The 17,101-nt window shown below is 74.3% G+C and carries 15 protein-coding genes; all 15 read left to right on the top strand.

Annotation, left to right across the window (positions count from 1 at the left end):
* The first annotated feature begins 3 nt into the window (after positions 1-3).
* From AB0D32_RS13830 to AB0D32_RS13760, 15 genes are read left to right on the top strand one after another with little or no spacing between them, the layout of a single operon-like run.
* Entirely contained in the window at positions 4-1,329 is a 1,326-nt protein-coding gene (locus AB0D32_RS13830) for a glutamate-5-semialdehyde dehydrogenase (protein ID WP_357089148.1), read from the top strand.
* Entirely contained in the window at positions 1,322-1,615 is a 294-nt protein-coding gene (locus AB0D32_RS13825; protein WP_278136073.1) for an acyl carrier protein, read from the top strand. Before AB0D32_RS13830 ends, AB0D32_RS13825 begins: the two co-directional genes overlap by 8 nt.
* Entirely contained in the window at positions 1,612-2,964 is a 1,353-nt protein-coding gene (locus AB0D32_RS13820) for a TrpB-like pyridoxal phosphate-dependent enzyme (protein ID WP_357089145.1), read from the top strand. The genes AB0D32_RS13825 and AB0D32_RS13820 overlap by 4 nt, the downstream gene beginning before the upstream one ends.
* The gene (locus AB0D32_RS13815) at positions 2,961-4,202 is read left to right on the top strand and encodes an acyl carrier protein (RefSeq protein ID WP_357089143.1); all 1,242 of its coding nucleotides are present in this window, start codon (positions 2,961-2,963) and stop codon (positions 4,200-4,202) included. The genes AB0D32_RS13820 and AB0D32_RS13815 overlap by 4 nt, the downstream gene beginning before the upstream one ends.
* Positions 4,192-5,694: a class I adenylate-forming enzyme family protein gene (locus tag AB0D32_RS13810; RefSeq protein WP_357089141.1), complete on the top strand. Its 1,503-nt coding sequence runs from the start codon at positions 4,192-4,194 to the stop codon at positions 5,692-5,694. Before AB0D32_RS13815 ends, AB0D32_RS13810 begins: the two co-directional genes overlap by 11 nt.
* Complete coding sequence (locus AB0D32_RS13805; protein WP_357089138.1) at positions 5,687-7,006, top strand: type III PLP-dependent enzyme; 1,320 nt, start codon at positions 5,687-5,689, stop codon at positions 7,004-7,006. Before AB0D32_RS13810 ends, AB0D32_RS13805 begins: the two co-directional genes overlap by 8 nt.
* Before the next feature lie 6 nt (positions 7,007-7,012).
* A complete protein-coding gene (locus AB0D32_RS13800; RefSeq protein ID WP_278136078.1) occupies positions 7,013-7,273 on the top strand; it encodes a phosphopantetheine-binding protein in 261 nt (86 codons plus the stop codon).
* Complete coding sequence (locus AB0D32_RS13795; protein WP_357089135.1) at positions 7,270-8,430, top strand: acyl-CoA dehydrogenase family protein; 1,161 nt, start codon at positions 7,270-7,272, stop codon at positions 8,428-8,430. Before AB0D32_RS13800 ends, AB0D32_RS13795 begins: the two co-directional genes overlap by 4 nt.
* Entirely contained in the window at positions 8,423-9,589 is a 1,167-nt protein-coding gene (locus AB0D32_RS13790) for an acyl-CoA dehydrogenase (protein ID WP_357089133.1), read from the top strand. The genes AB0D32_RS13795 and AB0D32_RS13790 overlap by 8 nt, the downstream gene beginning before the upstream one ends.
* Positions 9,586-10,275: a 4'-phosphopantetheinyl transferase superfamily protein gene (locus AB0D32_RS13785; protein ID WP_357089130.1), complete on the top strand. Its 690-nt coding sequence runs from the start codon at positions 9,586-9,588 to the stop codon at positions 10,273-10,275. Before AB0D32_RS13790 ends, AB0D32_RS13785 begins: the two co-directional genes overlap by 4 nt.
* Entirely contained in the window at positions 10,275-11,195 is a 921-nt protein-coding gene (locus AB0D32_RS13780; RefSeq protein WP_357089128.1) for a hypothetical protein, read from the top strand. The genes AB0D32_RS13785 and AB0D32_RS13780 overlap by 1 nt, the downstream gene beginning before the upstream one ends.
* Positions 11,192-12,754, top strand: coding sequence for an amino acid adenylation domain-containing protein (locus AB0D32_RS13775; RefSeq protein WP_357089126.1), 1,563 nt, complete (start codon positions 11,192-11,194; stop codon positions 12,752-12,754). Before AB0D32_RS13780 ends, AB0D32_RS13775 begins: the two co-directional genes overlap by 4 nt.
* Entirely contained in the window at positions 12,751-13,263 is a 513-nt protein-coding gene (locus AB0D32_RS13770) for a flavin reductase family protein (RefSeq protein WP_357089124.1), read from the top strand. The genes AB0D32_RS13775 and AB0D32_RS13770 overlap by 4 nt, the downstream gene beginning before the upstream one ends.
* The gene (locus AB0D32_RS13765) at positions 13,260-15,749 is read left to right on the top strand and encodes a condensation domain-containing protein (protein ID WP_357089121.1); all 2,490 of its coding nucleotides are present in this window, start codon (positions 13,260-13,262) and stop codon (positions 15,747-15,749) included. The genes AB0D32_RS13770 and AB0D32_RS13765 overlap by 4 nt, the downstream gene beginning before the upstream one ends.
* On the top strand, positions 15,739-17,076 hold the full coding sequence (locus tag AB0D32_RS13760; RefSeq protein ID WP_357089118.1) for an MFS transporter: 1,338 nt from the start codon (positions 15,739-15,741) through the stop codon (positions 17,074-17,076). The genes AB0D32_RS13765 and AB0D32_RS13760 overlap by 11 nt, the downstream gene beginning before the upstream one ends.
* The last annotated feature ends 25 nt before the right edge of the window (positions 17,077-17,101 follow it).

Raw genomic sequence — 17,101 nt, 5'->3', positions numbered from 1 at the left:
CCCATGACTTCCGAGATCACCGGCCCCGCCCGGTCGGCGCTGGCCGACGCACCGCCGCCCGGAGACCCCGCCTACCAGCGTTACTGCCGCGAACTCGCCGCCCAGCTCCGGCACGCCTGGCCGGCCATCCGCAAGGCCAACGCCGAGGACCTGGCCAGCGCCCGCCGACGCCGGCTGCCCGAGACCCTGGTCGACCGGCTGGTCATGGGCGACGCCCAGCTCGCCTACCTGACCGCCCTCGCCGACGCCGTCCACGACGCCCTGCCGGCCGTGACCGCCCCCGGGCCGGAGATCCCGATCGGCGCCTGGGGCGTACGCCGGCAGGTGCCCCGCCCGCTCGGCCTGGTGCTGATGGTCTACGAGGCCCGGCCGACGGTCACCGTCGAGGGAGCGTTGCTGCCGGTCAGCGTCGGCAACGCGGTCCTGCTGCGCGGTGGCCGGGAGATCGCCGCGAGCAACGTCGAGCTGGGAGCCGCCTGCCGGCAGGCCGCCGCGCTCGCCGGCCTGCCGCCGGACCTGGTGACGGTCCTCGACGACCCGACCCGGGCCACGATGCGCGCCCTGCTGGCGCAGCCGGACTCGGTCGACGTCCTCGTCCCCCGGGGCAGCCCGTCGCTGATCGACTACTGCCGCACCGCGACCTCGATTCCGGTGATCGCCAGCGGCGGCGGGGTCAACCACCTCTACGTCGACGACAGCGCCGACCTGCACTCGGCCGCCGCCATCGCACTGGACAGCAAGCTGCCCGACCCGACCGCCTGCAACGCGTTGGAGCTGGTCCTGGTCGAGGAGTCGGTCGCCCCCCGTTTCGTGGCGGCGCTGCTCGACCGGGCCGGCCGCGACGGCCGGAGCTGCGTCCTGCGGATACCGCCCGAGCTGGCACCGGCCGATCCGACCGGCGCGGTCAGCGTGCAGCCGCTGGAGCCGCACGACCTCGGCCGGGAGTTCCTCGACCCGACCATCGGCGTGCTCGCCGTGACCGGGGTCGACCAGGCCATCGCCCACATCCGCCGGCACGGCTCCGGCCACACCGAGGGAATCGTCAGCACCGACCGGCCGACCGTCGACCGCTTCGTCGCCGGGGTGGACGCCGCGACCGTCGTGGTCAACGGCTCACTGCGGCTGCACGACGGGCCGACCATGGGGATGGGACCGGAACTCTCCATCTCCACCGGCCGGCTGCACGTGCGCGGCTCGGTGGGGCTGCCCGCCCTGCTGACCAGCAGTTGGCTCGTCCAGGCCCACGGCGCCCTCCGCGACGAGGTGCCGACCCCCGCCGAGGCCCCCCGCCACCCCGACCCGCAGATGGGAGGCACCGCCGATGCCTGACCAACCGTCCACTACCGACGTCGACCGGGCCGCCGTCGCCACCGCCGTCAAGCGGGTGGTGATCGCGGAGTCCCGGCTGGCGTACCGCCCCGAGGACATCGCCGACGACGAGCCGCTCAACGGCAAGCTGCTCCGGGTGAACTCGCTGGGGTTCCTCGGCATGCTGGTCCGGCTGGAGGACGACCTGGACCTGGTGCTGCCGGACGACATCTTCGTCGGCCGCAGCTTCACCCTGGTCTCCGACCTGATCGACGTGGTCGTCGAAGCCGCCGGGGCCGACCGATGAGCGCCGGGGCCACGCCGACGAGGTGGCGCAGTGTGCTGCCGCACCTGGGCTACCAGCTCCCGCCGGACCGCTCCCCGGTGCGCCCGGACGGCACCCAGGTCACCGTCAACCTGCCGATGGAGCTGGTGCGGCAGAGCATCCGGCAGCGCGAACACTGGCCGATCCCGGACGAGGTGCTCGACGCGTACCGGCGGTTCCGGCCGACTCCACTGTGGCGGGCAACCGGCTTCGAACGCGCTGTCGGCGCCCGCGTCCCGATCTACCTGAAGTACGAAGGCGGCAACATCTCCGGCAGCCACAAGCTGAACACCGCGCTCGCCCAGGCGTACTACTACCAGCAGGCCGGCGTCGAGGAACTGGTGACCGGCACCGGAGCCGGGCAGTGGGGTACCGCGCTGGCGGCGGCCTGCGCCTGGTTCGGGTTGCGCTGCACCGTGTTCATGGTCGGCTCCAGCCTGGAGCGCAAGCCGTACCGGGGGGTGCTGATGCGGATGCTCGGCGCCGAGCTGCACGCCAGCCCGAGCGGGCTCACCGAGGTCGCCAGGGCAGCCGACGGCAGTACCGGCAACAGCCTGTCGCTCGCCATCGGCGAGGCCGTCGAGTACGCCGCCGGGCGCGACGGCGCGGCGTTCTGCATCGGCAGCGGTGAGACGTACAGCATCCTGCACCAGTCGGTGATCGGCCTGGAGGCCCTCGACCAGCTCGCCGCGCTCGGCGTCGAGGCCGACACGGTGGTCGGCGCGGTCGGCGCCGGCTCCAACTTCGGCGGTGTCGCGCTGCCGTTCTTCGCCGACGCGGCGGCCCGGGGGGTGCCCGCGCCCCGGCTGGTCGCCGCCGAGTCGGCCGCCACCCCGAAACTCACCCGGGGGGTGTACGCCTACGACCGGACCGACGAGACCGGCACCGGACCGCTGGAGGCGATGTACACCATCGGCAGCGACTACCGGATCCCCGACTCGCACTCCGCCGGCCTGCGCTTCCACGGTGCGGCCAAGCTGGTCTCCGCGATGCGGCACGCCGGTCAGGTCGAGGCGGTGGCCGTCGGGCAGGTCGCCGCCCTGGATGCCGGGCGGCACCTCACCCGGAGCGAGATGGTGCTGCCCGCGCCGGAGTCCGGGCACGCGCTGGCGGTCGCCGCGCAGCTCGCCGGTGGCGACACCGAGCGGGGGGCCCGGGGGCCGATCCTGGTCTGTGTCAGCGGCAGCGGATATCTCGACCTCGCCGCCTACCAGCAGTTGTTGGCCGGCGAGCTGACCGACGAGGAGCCGGCCGCCGCCGTGTTGCGGGCCGCCCAGGCCGGCTTGGAGCCGGTACCCGCCGCGCCGATCCTCGCGCAGGTGCGCCGGTGAACGAGCCAGCGACGATCCGGGCCGAGCTGCTGGACTGCGTCCAGGTCAACCTGGCCGTGCTCGCCGACCGCTGGCACGGCACCGGCACCCATCTGCGGCTGGGCGCCAGCCTGGAGCTGCGGCCCCGGCCCGGCGCCGACGGGCTGCCGACCGTCGAGCCGGCGGTCCGCGAGCACCTCGCCGAGGCCACCGACCGGCTCGGCGTCGGCTGGCGCGAGCCGGGCGCCGGGCACCAGCCCGCCACCCCGACGACACCGGACACCGGGCCGCTGCGCCACACCGACGGCGCGGGGCTGGTGGCCGAGGTCACCGAGCACGGGCTCTGCTACGTGGTCGCCGACGCGTACCACCTGCGGTGGGTGCCCTACCACGGGCAGCGCCACATGGAGCACAGCTTCCTGGTCGAGCCGGACGGCTCCGGGTTCGCGGTCACCGACGCGTACCACAACGACACGCCGTGGGGCGCGGCCCGGCCGGGCCGGTGGACGCTGACCGGCGCGGAGCTGGCCGCCGCCGTGCCGGACGGGGCCGTGGTGGCCGGTCCGGTGCCGGGTGAGCTGCCGGCGGCCCCGCAGCCGGAGTACGCCGTCGACGCCGCGACCGTCGACGCCTACGTCGCCGCCTACCGGGCGTACCCGGATCGAGTGGTGGCCCTGGACGCGCTCACCCTCCAGACGTGGCTGCTCGCCCGGCAGCGCCGGCTGCACGCCGCCTACCGGGCGGCCCACCGGGGCGGCGCCGAGACGGCGGCCGAGGCGGCGCAGCTCGCCCGCTGGGACCGGGTGGTGGAGCAGACCTACCTCGCGGCCCGCCGGGTGCAGCGCGGTCGGCCCGAGCCGACCGGCCTGCTGGCGACGTTTGCCGAGGCGCTCGACACCGACCGTTCGGTGTTCGCCGCCGCACCGGCCCGGCCGGCGGCACCGGCCGCCGTCGCCGGGACGGTCCGGCCCGAGCTGAGCGCCGAGGTCACCGAGGTGGTCCGGTCGGTCCTCCAGCTCGACGACACCGGGCCGGGCCTGACCGCGACCACCGCGCTCGACACCGTGCCGAGCTTCAGCTCCTTCCGCATGGTCGAGATCGTCGACCGGTTGGAGCAGCGGTTCCGGATCGAGTTCCACCCCGACGACCTGGTCCCCGAACGGCTGCACCGGGTCGCCGACCTGTGCGAGATCGTCCTGCGCGCCCGCCCCCGGCAGGAGGCCGGCGCGACCCCCAGCGGAGGTTCCCATGCGGCCTGACCGCCTGCTGCACGACCTGCTCGACGACGCGGCCGACCGCTGGCCGTCGCACCCGGCCGTCTCCGCCGGGGAGACCACCTGGACCTACCGGGACCTCGCCGTCGCCAGTTCCCGGATCGCCGGCTGGCTGGCCAGGCGCGGCATCCGGCCCGGCCAGCGGGTCGTGGCGGTCGCCCCGTCCGCCGTGGGCCTGGTCGCCCTGGTGTACGCCACGTCCCGGCTCGGCGCGGTCTTCTCGCTCCTGCACGAGCAGGTCCGGGGCCCGGCGCTGGCACACGTCCTCGACGACTGCGAGCCGGTCCTGCTGGTCAGCGACGACGACGCGGCCCGCACGCTGGCCGCCGACCGGGGCGTACCGACCGCCGGTGTCGCCGAGCTGGCCGCCGTCGGCACCGGCCCGGGGGCAACGCGGTGGGAGCCGGCCCGGCGGCCCCTGGTGGTCGACCCGATCTGCCTGATCTACACCTCCGGCACCACCGCACAGCCCAAGGCCGTGGTCAGCACCCACCAGCAGGTGGCGTTCGTGGCCGGGGCGATCCAGTCCGTGCTCGGTTACCGCGCCGACGACGTCGTGTACTGCCCGCTGCCGCTCTCCTTCGACGTGGGGCTCTACCAGCTCTTCCTCGCCGCCCTCAGCGGTGCGCAGGTCCGGCTGGGCAGCCAGGCGGAGGTGGGGCCACCACTGCCGGGGATCCTGGAGCGGACCGGTGCCACCGTGCTGCCGGCGGTGCCCGCCGTCGCCGAGGCCCTGGCCCGGCTGCAACGCCGCACCGGCATCGCGCTGCCGAAGCTGCGCCTGCTCACCACCACCGGCGCCGCGATGCCCGCGCCGGTCCTGCGCGACCTGCGGGCCGGGCTGCCCGACCTGCGGATCCAGGTGATGTTCGGGCTGACCGAGTGCAAGCGGGTGGCGATCATGCCGCCGGACGGTGACCTGGAACGGCCGGGCGCCTGCGGAGTCGCGTTGCCCGGCACCGAGGTCTTCACCATCGGCGCCGACGGCCGGCGGCTGCCGCCGGGGGAGATCGGCGAGTTCGTCATCCGTGGCCCGCACGTGATGGCCGGCTACTGGCGGCGCCCGGCGGAGACCGCCGCCCGCTATCACCGGGCCGAGGGCCTCTTTCCCGAGCTGCGCAGCGGCGACTACGGCTGGCTCGACGAGGACGGTTACCTCTACTTCCACGGTCGCCGCGACGACATCTACAAGGAACGCGGCTTCCGGGTGAGCACCACCGAGGTGGAGGCGGCGGCACGGCGCTGCCCGGAGGTCGAGACGGCGGTGGTGCTCGCGCCGACCGAGGGACGCCCGGCGGTGCTGGTGGCGGTCGCCGACGGTACCGCCGACGAGCTGCTGCGGGCGATGCGCGGCCAGATCGAGGAGTACAAGGTGCCCCGGCGCGCGCTGGTGGTGCCGGCGCTGCCGTTGACCGCCAACGGCAAGGTCGACCGCCGTGCCGTCGCCGCACTCGTCGAGGAGCGCCACCATGTCTAGCCTCCGGGCCGGGCCCCGGTCGACCGTCCACGCGGTGGCGTCGTCGCTGGACACCACCCCGGCCTACCTCTACGACCTGGCCGAGGTGCGCGGCAACCTCGCCGCGCTGCGTGCCGCCCTGCCCGAACCGACCACCGTGTACTACTCGCTCAAGGCGAACCCGCACCCGGACATCCTGCGGGAGCTGCTGCTCGGCGGGGCCCGCGCCGAGGTCTGCTCACCCGGTGAGCTGCACGCCGCCCTGGACGCCGGATGGGCGGCGGCGACCCTGCTCTACACCGGGCCGGGCAAGCGGGACACCGATCTCGACACGGCACTCGCCGCCGGGGTCCGGTCGTTCTCGGTCGACTCGGCGTACGCCATCGGCCAGCTCGACCGGCTCGCCGCCGCGCACCGGGCCCGGCTCACCTGCCTGCTGCGGATCAACGACAGCCGGCCGGCCCGGGGGCAGGGGCTGGCGATGACCGGTGTCGCGTCCCAGTTCGGGGTGGACACCGCCGAGGTGCTCGCGGCACCGGCCCACTTCGCCGGCACCGACCGGGTGCTGGTCGAGGGCCTGCACCTCTACATGGGCAGCAACATCGGTTCGGTCGACGAGCTGCTGGCGCAGTTCCGGCACGCACTGGAGACCGCCCGGGAGCTGGCGGCGGCGCTTGAGCCGGAGGGTGTCCGGTTCCGGGTGCTCGACCTCGGCGGGGGATTCGGTGCGCCGTTCGCCCAGCCCGGTCGACCGGTCGACCTGACCGGCCTGCGGGAGCGGCTCGCCGGGTTACTCGACGAGCTGGCGACCGGTTGGCGGGACCGCCGACCCGAGGTCGTCTTCGAGTCCGGCCGGTATCTCGTGGCCACCGCCGGCACGCTGGTGGTCACGGTGCTCGAGGCGAAGCGTTCGCACGACCGGGACGTGATCGTGCTCGACTCGGGGATCAACCACCTCGGTGGCATGTCGGGGCTGCGCCGGCTGCCACCACTCAACCCCCGGCTGCTCGCCGCCTCCGCCGACCTTGCCGACTCTGCCGAACCCTCGGCCGGTGCGGGTGGTGCCGGCGTGGCCGTACCCACCCGGCCGACCCTGGTCACCGGCCCGCTCTGCACCCCGCTGGACACATGGTCCCGCAGCGCCGACCTGCCGCCACTGCGTCCCGGTGACCGCCTCACCGTGCCCTCGGTCGGCGCGTACGGGCTCTACGCCAGCCTGCTCGCCTTCCTCGGGCACCCCATCCCGGACGAGGTCGTCCTCGACAGCGACGACCCGGACCGGGCACCGCGTACCACCCGCCTGGAACTGGCCCGCCGTCCCGAAAGGTCGTAACCACCCGTGAGCACCCTGGATCCGCGCTTCGTCGCCATGCTGGAGCCCTTCCTGCCGTTCGCCGCCGGCGAGCCGATCACCGAGGAGTCGGACCTGCGCGAGCTGGGCCTCGACTCGATGCAGGCGATCGAGTTGATGTTCGCGGTGGAGGACACCTTCGCCGTGGTCCTGCCGGACGACGCGCTCACCGAGCACACCTTCGCCACCGCCGGCAGCCTGTGGCAGGTCGTCTCGCGCGCCATGGGCGACTCCGTGGTGACGTCGTGACCGCCCGGCCGGAGGTGACCGCGCTGGTCGAGCGGGTCTGCGCGGTGGCGGCCGGGCACGTCGACAAGACCGACGACCTGGCCAGCTTTCCCGTCGAGGCCCTCGACGAGCTGCGGGTCACGGGCCTGCTCGGCCTGCTGGTCGACCGGGCGCACGGTGGCCTGGGCGGCAACCTGCGCGACGTGCTCGCCGCCAGCATCCAGCTCGGCCGGGTCGACATGTCCCTGGCGATGATCTTCGCGATGCACTGCCAGCAGGTCGCCGCGGTGGTCGGTTACGCCGAGCCGAAGCTCGCCGACGAACTGCTGCCGGAGATCGCCGCCGGTCGGGTCTATCTCGCCTCGGTCACCACCGAGGCCGGCAAGGGCGGCCACCTGCTCAGCTCGGAGACCGAACTCGGCGTGGCGGCCGGCGAGCTGACCATCGACCGGTTCGCCCCGATCGTCACCGGTGGCGCGGTCGCGGACGGGTTCCTGGTCACCATGCGCAGCCCCGGTGCCCGCTCGGCCAACCAGGTCTCGCTGGTCTACGCCCACCGCGACCAACTGGAGGTGACCGCGTCCGGCGACTGGCAGCCGATGGGCATGCGGGCCAGTCACAGCCTCGCGTTGCGGCTCACCGGCCGGGTGCCGGAACACCAGGTCCTCGGTGGGCAGGGCGGCTTCCGGCAGATCGCCCTCCAGACCTTCGCCCCGTTGGCACACCTGGGCTGGTCCGCGTGCTGGTTGGGGACCGCGACCGGGGCGCTCTCCCGGGTGCTGCGGATGCTGCGCAGCCCGACCGGCCGGGGCAGCGCCGACCTCGACTCCGAGCTGCTGCTCACCCGCCTGTCGACGGCCCGCCAACGGGTCGACACGGTGCACGCGCTGCTCTGGCACACCGCCGACGTCGTCGAGTCGGCGCCGGAGCTGTCCGTACCCCGGGTGCAGTTGCTGCTCAACGCGCTGAAGATCACCGCCGCCGAGCAGTGCTACCAGGCCGTCGAGGCGCTCATCGACGCGGTCGGGCTGCGCCACGGGTACCTGCGCGGCTCGGTCACCGGGCTGGAACGCGCCCACCGTGACCTGCGGTCGGCGGCGCTGAACTACAGCAACGACCGGCTGCACCTGGCCGACGGCAAGCTGGCCCTGCTCGACCCGGACGTGCACCTTGTCTAGCGGGCCGGCGCTGGCCGTCGCCTCCCGGGCACCGGCCGACCCCGATGGCCGGTCACCGGACCTCCGCGCCGACCTGGACGCCGTGCTCGGTCCGGTGCCGCCGGACGCCGACGGGCGCGCGGTCTGGCGCGCGCTGGGCACCGGTGGCCTGCTCGACCGGCTCTACGCGCCGGGTCGTCCGGGTCACCGGATCGACCCGGACGCGCTGGCCACCACCCTGTCCACCCTGGACGCCGCCCGGCCCCCGGGGGTGACCCTCTCCGTCCTGGTCCAGGCGTCGACCGCCGTGCCGCTGCTCGCCGAGTTCGCCGCCGGGTCACCGCCGGCCACCGAGGCCCTGGAACGGGTGCTCTCCGGCGCCGCCACCGTGGCGCTCGCGGCCACCGACGCCGGCGCCGGCTCCGACCTCACCGCGCTGGCCACCACCGTCGAGTCCGGCGCTGACGGTGTCCTGACCGTCAGCGGCACCAAGAGGTGGATCACCGGGGCGACCCGGGCCGATCATCTGCTGGTGCTCGCCCGGCAACGGCCGGGCCGACACTTCACCTGCTTCAGCTGGGTGCTGGTGCCCGCCGGGGCGCCCGGGGTCACCGTGACCGCCGCCGACACCGACCTGTTCGGCGGTTCCGGGGTCGGCCACGTCGAGCTGGACCGGGTCCGGCTGCCCGGGGCGCGCCTGCTGGGGCGTACCGGCCTGGGGTTGCCGCTCTTCGCCCGGCGAATGGCCACCGAGCGGCTCGCCGGTGCGCTCTGGGCGGTGGCGCTCTGCCGGCGGGTCATCGCCGACACCCGGGCCCGGCTGCTCCGGCGGCACGTCGCCGACGCCCCGTTGTGGCACTCCGACGCCGTCCGGCAGCGCCTCGCCCGCTGCCTGACCGAGGTGGTCAAGCTCGACGCGCTCTGCCGGGTGCTGGGCCCCGCCGCCGTCGACTCCGACGGTGCGGCCGGAGCGCTGCTCAAGGCGGCGGTCGGGCCGACCGTCGAGGTGGTGCTCGCCGAGTGCGCCCAGTTGCAGGGCGCCGACGGGTTCGCCGTCGGCGGGGCCCAGCGGCTGCGGGCCGAGGCGGCCGTCTTCGGTATCGGCGGTGGCACCACCGAGGTGGTGCTCGGCGTGGTCGCCGACCACGTCGACGCGATCCTGCAGCGGATCGACCGATGAACGGCGTACGGGTGCGGCTCCGGCCGGGCATCACGGTGCTGCTCGTACCGGCCGCCGACACATCGCCCGGTCCGGTGGACCGCGCTGCCGACGGATCGTCCGGTCCGGTGACCGGTGCCGCCGACGGATCGTCCGGTCCGGTGGCGGGGGACCGAGCCGGTCTGGAGGGCCTGCCGCCCTGGCGCCGGGCCGAACTCCTCGCCGGGCGTGCCGCGTTGCGCCACCTCCTCGCCGAGGTGCTTCCGGAGGCCCGGGACGCGACCGTCGCGTACGCCGACAGCGGCCGGCCGTACCTGGTCGGTTGGCCGTACGTCGGGATCAGCATCGCCCACGACGCCGGTAGTGTGGCGGCCGGCGTGGCGGTGGGCCACACCGTCGGGGTCGACGTGCAGCATCCGGCCGACACGGTGCCGGACTCGCTGCTGCACCGCTGCCTGCGGCAGCACACCGACGAGCTGGCCCGACTCCCGATGCGCCACCGGGCCACCGAGCTGGCCTGGGTGTGGACGGTGCAGGAGGCGTGCGTCAAGGCCGCCGGCACCGGGATGGCCGGCCAGCCGTGGTCGATCGACGTCCGGCCGTACGCCCACCACGGGCGCTGGGGGCGCTACCGCTGGACCAGCCTGCGTGAGGCGTCCGACATCCCGTTCAGCTGTGCCTACGCCCCACTCCCAGGGAGCCGATGATGCTCGGGTATCCGGAGTTGACCTGCTACACCACCAACCTGGTGGCCTGTCTGGAGCCGACCGACCCCGCGGTGCGGCAGCGGCTGGCCGACGGTGTCCGGCTCGCCGTCCGGACCGACCTGCCGGACGGGCTCGCGTTCTCGCACCACCCGCGACTGGACGTGGACGACCGGGGGCACGGCCTGACCTACCGCTCGGCACCGGCCTGGGAGCCGGCGCGGGCGGAGCTGCGCGCCGAGCTGGCCGAGGCCGGTCAGGTGCTCGCCTGCGGTGACACGTACCAGCTTCCCTGGTCGCCGTCATACGGCCGGACGCACGCACCGCACTGGCTGCTGCTGCGCGAGCACGACCAGGGGCGCTGGCTGGTCGACGACCACTTCGCCGCACTGACCCCGGCCGGGCGGCAGGACCCGTACCTCGGGTGGTTAGACGACGCGCAACTGTCGGCGGCCCTGCGACCGATCGCCGACCCGGCCCCCGAGCAGGTCGACCGGGACCGGTACGCGCTCGGCACGCCGGTCGAGCTGCCCCCGGTGACCCACGTCCGCTGGCTGGCCCGCCGCCCCGACGCGGCCACCACCCGGGAGGGGACCTGGATCGACGAGCCGGGCGCCGCGCTGCGGCACGTGGCGCAGACCCTGCTCGCCAACGGTCAGCTGCTCGCCCGGCACATCGAGGACCTCTGGGCGGCCAGCCGGCACTTCCGGTACCGGTACGGCGAGCACGCCGCCGCCGGCCGGATCGACCCGCACGCGGCCCAGGTCGCGTGCGACGCCTGGGAGCAGTTGCCGCGTGCCCTGCGCTTCGCCGCCGACTCGGCCACTCGTGGCCGGCCCCGCCCCGGCGTACTGACACAGGCCTTCGACCAGTTGATCAGCACCCTGCCCGCCTGCGTCGCCACGATCGAGGAGTCGCCATGACCGCTGCCTCCGGACCCCCGTATCCGACCTCGCTCTATGGCTGGTTCGCCCGCTCGGCCGCCCTGCACCCGTCCGCGACGGCGCTCGAGGTCGGCGAGCACGTCGTCAGCTACGCCCGGCTGGAGTCGATCGCCGGGCGGTTGGCCGCCGGGCTGGTCGAGGCGAACGGGGGACGCCGGCCCGCCCGGGTCGGGCTGCTCGCCGGCCGCACCCTCGCCGCCTACGCGGGCTACCTCGCCGTGACCCGGCTCGGCGCCACCGTCGTACCGCTGAATCCGTCCTTTCCGGCCGCGCGCAATGCGGCGATCACCCGAGCGGCCAAGCTGGACCTGGTCCTGGCCCAGGCCGGCGGCGCCGCGGCCGAGCTGCCGGCGCCGCTGCTGACGGTCGACGACGCGACGCTGGCCACCGGGGAGCCGACCGCCGAGGGCCCGCTGCCGGCCGCTGTCGAGCCGGCGCCGACCGAGCTGGCGTACATCCTGTTCACCTCCGGCTCGACCGGGGTGCCGAAGGGGGTGCCGATCCGGCATCGCAACGTCTGCGCCTACCTGGGTCACATCATCGAGCGTCTCGACCTCGGGCCGGGCTGCCGGGTCTCGCAGACCTTCGACCTCACCTTCGACGTCTCGATGCTCGACCTGTTCGCCACGTTCGGCTCCGGCGCCACGCTCGTCGTACCCGGCCGCAACGACATCCTGACCCCGGTCCGCTTCGTCCAGCGCCGCAGCCTGACGCACTGGTTCTCGGTGCCCTCGGTGATCTCCTTCGCCCAGCGGCTGCGGGCCCTGCCGCCGGACTCGATGCCGACGTTGCGGCGCAGCATGTTCGCCGGCGAGCCGTTCACCCTCCAGCAGGCGCGGGCCTGGGCGGCTGCGGCACCGGCCAGCGTGGTGGAGAACGGCTACGGCCCGACCGAGCTGACCGTCACCTGCACCGGGTACGCGCTGCCCCGGGATCCCGACCGGTGGCCCGCCCCACCGAACGGCACCGTGCCGATCGGCACCGGCTTCGCCGGGCTGGAGTATCTGGTGCTCGACGAGGACGGCTGTCCGGCCGGCGAGGGTGAGCTGTGCGTCCGTGGCGCGCAGCGCTTCCCGGGCTATCTCGATCCGGCCGACAACGCCGGCCGGTTCCTGGCCCACGACGGCGGCACCGCGACGGCGTACGACCCGGCCACGCCGCTCACCGACGCGCACTGGTACCGCACCGGGGACCGGGTCCGGGTCACCGCCGACGGCTTCGTCCACTGTGGTCGACTGGACCACCAGGTGCAGATCCAGGGGTACCGGGTCGAGCTGGGCGAGGTCGAGGCCGTTCTCCGGGAACAGCCCGGGGTACGCGAGGCGATCGTCGTCGCCCGGAGCGGGCCCGGTGGCGAGCAGGTCCTCGACGCCGCCTACACCGGCACCCCGCAGGACCGGGAGACCCTGCTGGCCGCGTTGCGCGACCGGCTCCCCGCCTACATGGTGCCCACCACCCTGACGGCCTTCGACGACTTCCCGCTCAACGCCAACGGCAAGATCGACCGGCGGGCGCTCGCGGAGGTGCTGGCCCGATGAGGCAGCCACCCGCCGCCGTCGACACCACGCTGTCGCCGGCCGCCTTCCGGGACGCCATGACCCGGTTCGCCGCCACCGTCACCGTGGTCACCACCGGCACCGCCGAGCAGCCGGTGGGCTGCACCGCGACATCGGTCCTGTCCATCTCGGCCGACCCGCCGAGCATCGGGGTCTCGTTCGACTCCGGCAGCCGGACCCTGCGGGCGATCCTCGACGCCGGCACCTTCGCGGTCAACGTGCTCGCCCGGGGGCAGTGGGCGCTCTGTGCCCGGTTCGCCACCGGGGCGCCGCAGCACCGCTTCGACGACGTGCCGATCGAGCACCGGTACGGTGTCCCGCTGCTCACCCAGGCCGCCAGCAGCGTGGTCTGCCGGGTGCTGGGCACCGCCCCGCTGCTCGACCACACCCTGGTCATCGGCCAGGTGCTGCACGCCGAGGCGGGCACCGGGGAGGGCCCACTCGTCTCGTACGACCGTCAACCGCACCGTCTGCTCCGGGAGTTGCCATGACCGTGGAACCGTCCGCCCCGCAACAGGAGGCGCTCTGGTGGGTGCAGCAGCGGTCGACGCGTAAGGACCTCTACAACCTCACCTGGCGGATGGCCGTCGGCGACCTCGACCCGACGGTGCTCGGCCGGGCCTGGCAGGCCGTGGTGGACCGGCACGAGGCGCTGCGCACCGCGCTGGTCGCCCACGACGGCGCGGTCTGGCAGGAGATCTCCGCGACGGCTCCGGCCGTACTCACCGAGCTGGCCTGGCCGGCACCGGCCGCGCCGGCCGGCACCGACCTGTTCGACCTGGTCGCCACGCACACCCACCGTCGGCCGTTCGAGCTGGGGCGGGCACCGCTGGCCCGGCTCTGCCTGGTCACCGTCGGCGACCGGCACGAGTTGCTGCTCACCGTCCACCACGCGGTGCTCGACGGCTGGTCGGTGCAGCGGGTCGTCGAGGAGCTGGCTCAGGCGTACGACGTCGAGAGCCGCCGGCCGGGCGGTGCGTCGACCGCCTTCGACAGCGAGCCGGTGCCGTTCCTGCCGCACGCGCGGGCCGCCCGGACGGCGCTCGCCGACGGAAGCTGGCAGGAGAGCATCGACTTCTGGGTGCGGCACCTCGGCGGCGGGGAGCCGGTCGCCTGCGCCACGGTGCTCCCCGACCGGGCTCCGGCCGGCCGGGCCGCCGACGACCTCGGGTCGCCCGGCGCGGTGCTGCGTCACCGGCTGAGCCCGGCCGCCGTCGACGGGGTGCGGGGGTTGACCGAGCGGGGTGGCATGACGCCGATCGCCGGATATCTGGCCGCCGTGCACGTCGTCCTCGCCCGGGGTGGTGCCGGTGCCCGGGTGGCCGTCGGTGTCGCGGTGGCGAACCGGCTCGGCGAGCGCGACGAACGGTGCGTGGGATACCTGACCAACGTGGTGGTGGCCGCCGGCACCGTGCACGACGACGACACCCTGGACGAGGTGGTGGGCCGGGCCCGGGACGACTTCTGGGACGGCCTGGAGCACCAGCAGGTGCCGTACGCGGTGGTGCACGCCGCCCTGCCGGTCGAGGCACGCGAACGCATCGGTGCCATGCCGGCGGTGCTGCTGACCTACCACGGTCACATCGGCGGCGGTGTGCGGCTCGGTGACCGGGAGACCGAGCTGCTGGCGAGCCCCAGCACCGGGGCCACCAACGATCTCGCCCTCGGCGTCTTCGAGCACCCAGACGGCACCACCGTCGAGGTGGAGTACGACACCGGCCGGTTCGACGCGGCGACGGTGTTGCGGTTCCTCGCCGACCTCGACGGGGTGCTCGCGCACGGCGGCCGGGCCGACGTGCCGGTGCACGCGATCCAGGTGGCCTCCCGCACCGCACCGGCGTACCGGATCGCGTCGGCGCATCGGGTCGGGCCGGCGACCGGGTCAGCGGACCCTCCGGTGGCGGACGGATCGACGGTCGGGCCGGTGAACCCGGTCGCGGACGTCGTCACCGGGCTGTGGCGACGGACGCTGCGGGTCGACGAGGCGACGGCCGACAGCGACTTCTTCGACCTCGGCGGCCACTCGTTGCAGGTCTTCGACCTGATGGCGGAGATCGAACGGCACACCGGCGCACCGGTCGACGTGCTGGAGTGGCTGGACCGGCCGACCCTCGGCCGGCTGATCACACTCAGCGGGCCACCCGGCACCGTTGCCGAAACGGCCGAAATGGACGGCCCGGCGGGCGACGCGACACTGCGCGCCGGGACCGGCGACAGGGTGCACCTGCACCTGATCCGTCCGGCGGGCGGTGCCGACCACTCCATCTACCGGGAGCTGGTGGCGGCACTGCCGCAGTCCTGGCGGATCACCGGCGCACCGGACGACGACGCCGGGACCGTGCCGGCGCTGGCCGAGCGGTACGCCTCGGCGCTGCTCGCCCAGCCGAGGCTGCCGGACATCATCGGCGGCTGGTCGTTCGGCGGGCTGGTCGCCTACGCGATCACCCTGCGGCTGCGCCAGCAGGGTGTCCAACCCCCTCGGCTGCTGATCGTCGACTCGCCGCCACCGGACGGCGCGCCCGCCAACGACGACGAGGGGGATCTGGAGGCCTTCGTCGGCGTGATCCTGCGCTCGATCGACGCCGGGCACCTGGTGCCGCCGCGCCTGCGGCTCGACGACGACGACGTGGAGCACGGTCTCGGGGTGCTCGACGCGCTCCTGCACGGGCACGGCTCGCCGGTGCCGATCGAGGTGCTGCGGCACCGGCTCACGGCGATGGTCCGGCACTGGCGGGCGATGGGCGGTTACGTGTCGACCGAGCCGGTCGACACCCCGGCCGTCCTGGTGGACGCCGAACTCGGCCACGCCGATGTCGAGGGGTGGACCACACTGCTCGGTCCGGGCACTATCGTCGTCGATGTGGACACCGACCATTACGCCGCGATGAAGGAGCCGTCCGTCCGGGACGTCGCTGCCGCCCTGACAAAGCTGGCCGAGTCGACCGTCGAGGTTGGAGCGTCGATCGGTGACCGGTGACGAGCGGTCGACGACCGATGCCAGTGTCGCCGCCGACAGCGGCCTGGTGCTGACCGCCGGTCCGCACCAGGCCGGGGAACCGCCGGACACCTCGGCGACGCCCTCCCCGGTCGCCGGTGCGCGCAACTCGTTCGCCCTGGTCGCCTTCACGGCCCTGACGAACCTGGCCGACGGCGTCACCAAGATCGTGCTGCCGCTGCTGGCGACCCAGTTGACCAGTTCACCAGCGCAGGTCGCCGGGGTGGCGATCACGCTGACCCTGCCCTGGCTGCTGGCCTCCCTGCACGTCGGTGTGCTGGTCGACAGGTTCGACCGACGACGGCTGCTCTGGCTGGCCGACGGCGCCCGGACGCTGGTCGTGGTCACCCTCGCCTGGCTCTATCTCGCCGACGGGCTCACCATGCCCGCGCTGTATGTCGGTGGGTTGGTCCTCGGGGTGGCGGAGGTGGTCGCGCTGACCGCCGCCGTGGCGATGATCCCGGCGGCCGTGCCGCGTTCCGGCCGGGAGCGGACCAACGCGTGGATCGCCGGGGCGGAGACCGTCTGCAACGAGTTCGCCGGCCCGTTCGTCGGCGGCCTGCTGGTCGCGCTCGGCAGCGCGATCGCGCTCGGCGCGACGGCTGTCGCGTACGTGGCCGGCGCCCTGCTGCTGGTGCTGCTGGTGGGCCGGTTCCGGCCGGTGGCCGTGACCGGTGACGAGCCTCCCAAGGTACGGCGCCAGATCGTGGAGGGGTTGTCCTTCCTCTGGCGGCATCGGCTGCTGCGCTTCATGGCGCTCGCGCTGACGGTGCTCTGCTCGGCCTGGGCCGTCTGGCTGGCGCTGATGCCGCTGATGGCTACCCAGGTCATGCGCGCTAGTCCCCAGGAGTACGGCCTGATGCTGAGCATGCTCGGCGTCGGCGGCCTGGTGGGTGCCGCCACCGTCGGCTGGATCAACCGGCTGCTCGGGCAGCGGTGGGCGCTCTTCGGCGACCTGCTCGGCACGGTGGTCATGGTCGGGATTCCGGCGGTCACCACGAACGTCGTCGCGGTTTCCGTGGCCGCGTTCCTGGGCGGCATGGGTGGGGTGCTCTGGACGGTGAACTCCCGGACCATCAGCCAGGCGCTGGTCCCCGACGAGTTGCTCGGCCGGTACAACGCGGCGGCCCGGTTGTTCAGTTGGGGGGCGATGCCGGTCGGTGCGGCGATCGGCGGAGCGGTCGCCCAACTGTTCGGGCTGCGGGTGACGTTCGCCCTGTTCGCCCTCGTTGCGGCGGTGCTGATCGTCCCGTTCTTCGTGGTGATCCGCCCCGAGCTGCTGGCGGAGGCGACCTCCGCCGAGCGCTGAGCCCGCCCCGCGTCACCCTGCCCGC

Origin of the sequence: Micromonospora sp. NPDC048170 (genome assembly GCF_040652795.1) — a bacterium.
Classification (GTDB): Bacteria; Actinomycetota; Actinomycetes; order Mycobacteriales; family Micromonosporaceae; genus Micromonospora.
This window is presented reverse-complemented; position numbering and strand designations above follow the sequence as displayed.

Bases quoted from the DNA above. Each gene is read 5' to 3' on its own strand.
- AB0D32_RS13775 (WP_357089126.1), top strand. From the start codon at position 11,192: ATGACCGCTGCCTCCGGACCCCCGTATCCGACCTCGCTCTATGGCTGG.
- AB0D32_RS13810 (WP_357089141.1), top strand. From the start codon at position 4,192: ATGCGGCCTGACCGCCTGCTGCACGACCTGCTCGACGACGCGGCCGAC.
- AB0D32_RS13785 (WP_357089130.1), top strand. From the start codon at position 9,586: ATGAACGGCGTACGGGTGCGGCTCCGGCCGGGCATCACGGTGCTGCTC.
- AB0D32_RS13825 (WP_278136073.1), top strand. From the start codon at position 1,322: ATGCCTGACCAACCGTCCACTACCGACGTCGACCGGGCCGCCGTCGCC.
- AB0D32_RS13770 (WP_357089124.1), top strand. From the start codon at position 12,751: ATGAGGCAGCCACCCGCCGCCGTCGACACCACGCTGTCGCCGGCCGCC.
- AB0D32_RS13820 (WP_357089145.1), top strand. From the start codon at position 1,612: ATGAGCGCCGGGGCCACGCCGACGAGGTGGCGCAGTGTGCTGCCGCAC.
- AB0D32_RS13780 (WP_357089128.1), top strand. From the start codon at position 10,275: ATGCTCGGGTATCCGGAGTTGACCTGCTACACCACCAACCTGGTGGCC.
- AB0D32_RS13805 (WP_357089138.1), top strand. From the start codon at position 5,687: ATGTCTAGCCTCCGGGCCGGGCCCCGGTCGACCGTCCACGCGGTGGCG.
- AB0D32_RS13830 (WP_357089148.1), top strand. From the start codon at position 4: ATGACTTCCGAGATCACCGGCCCCGCCCGGTCGGCGCTGGCCGACGCA.
- AB0D32_RS13765 (WP_357089121.1), top strand. From the start codon at position 13,260: ATGACCGTGGAACCGTCCGCCCCGCAACAGGAGGCGCTCTGGTGGGTG.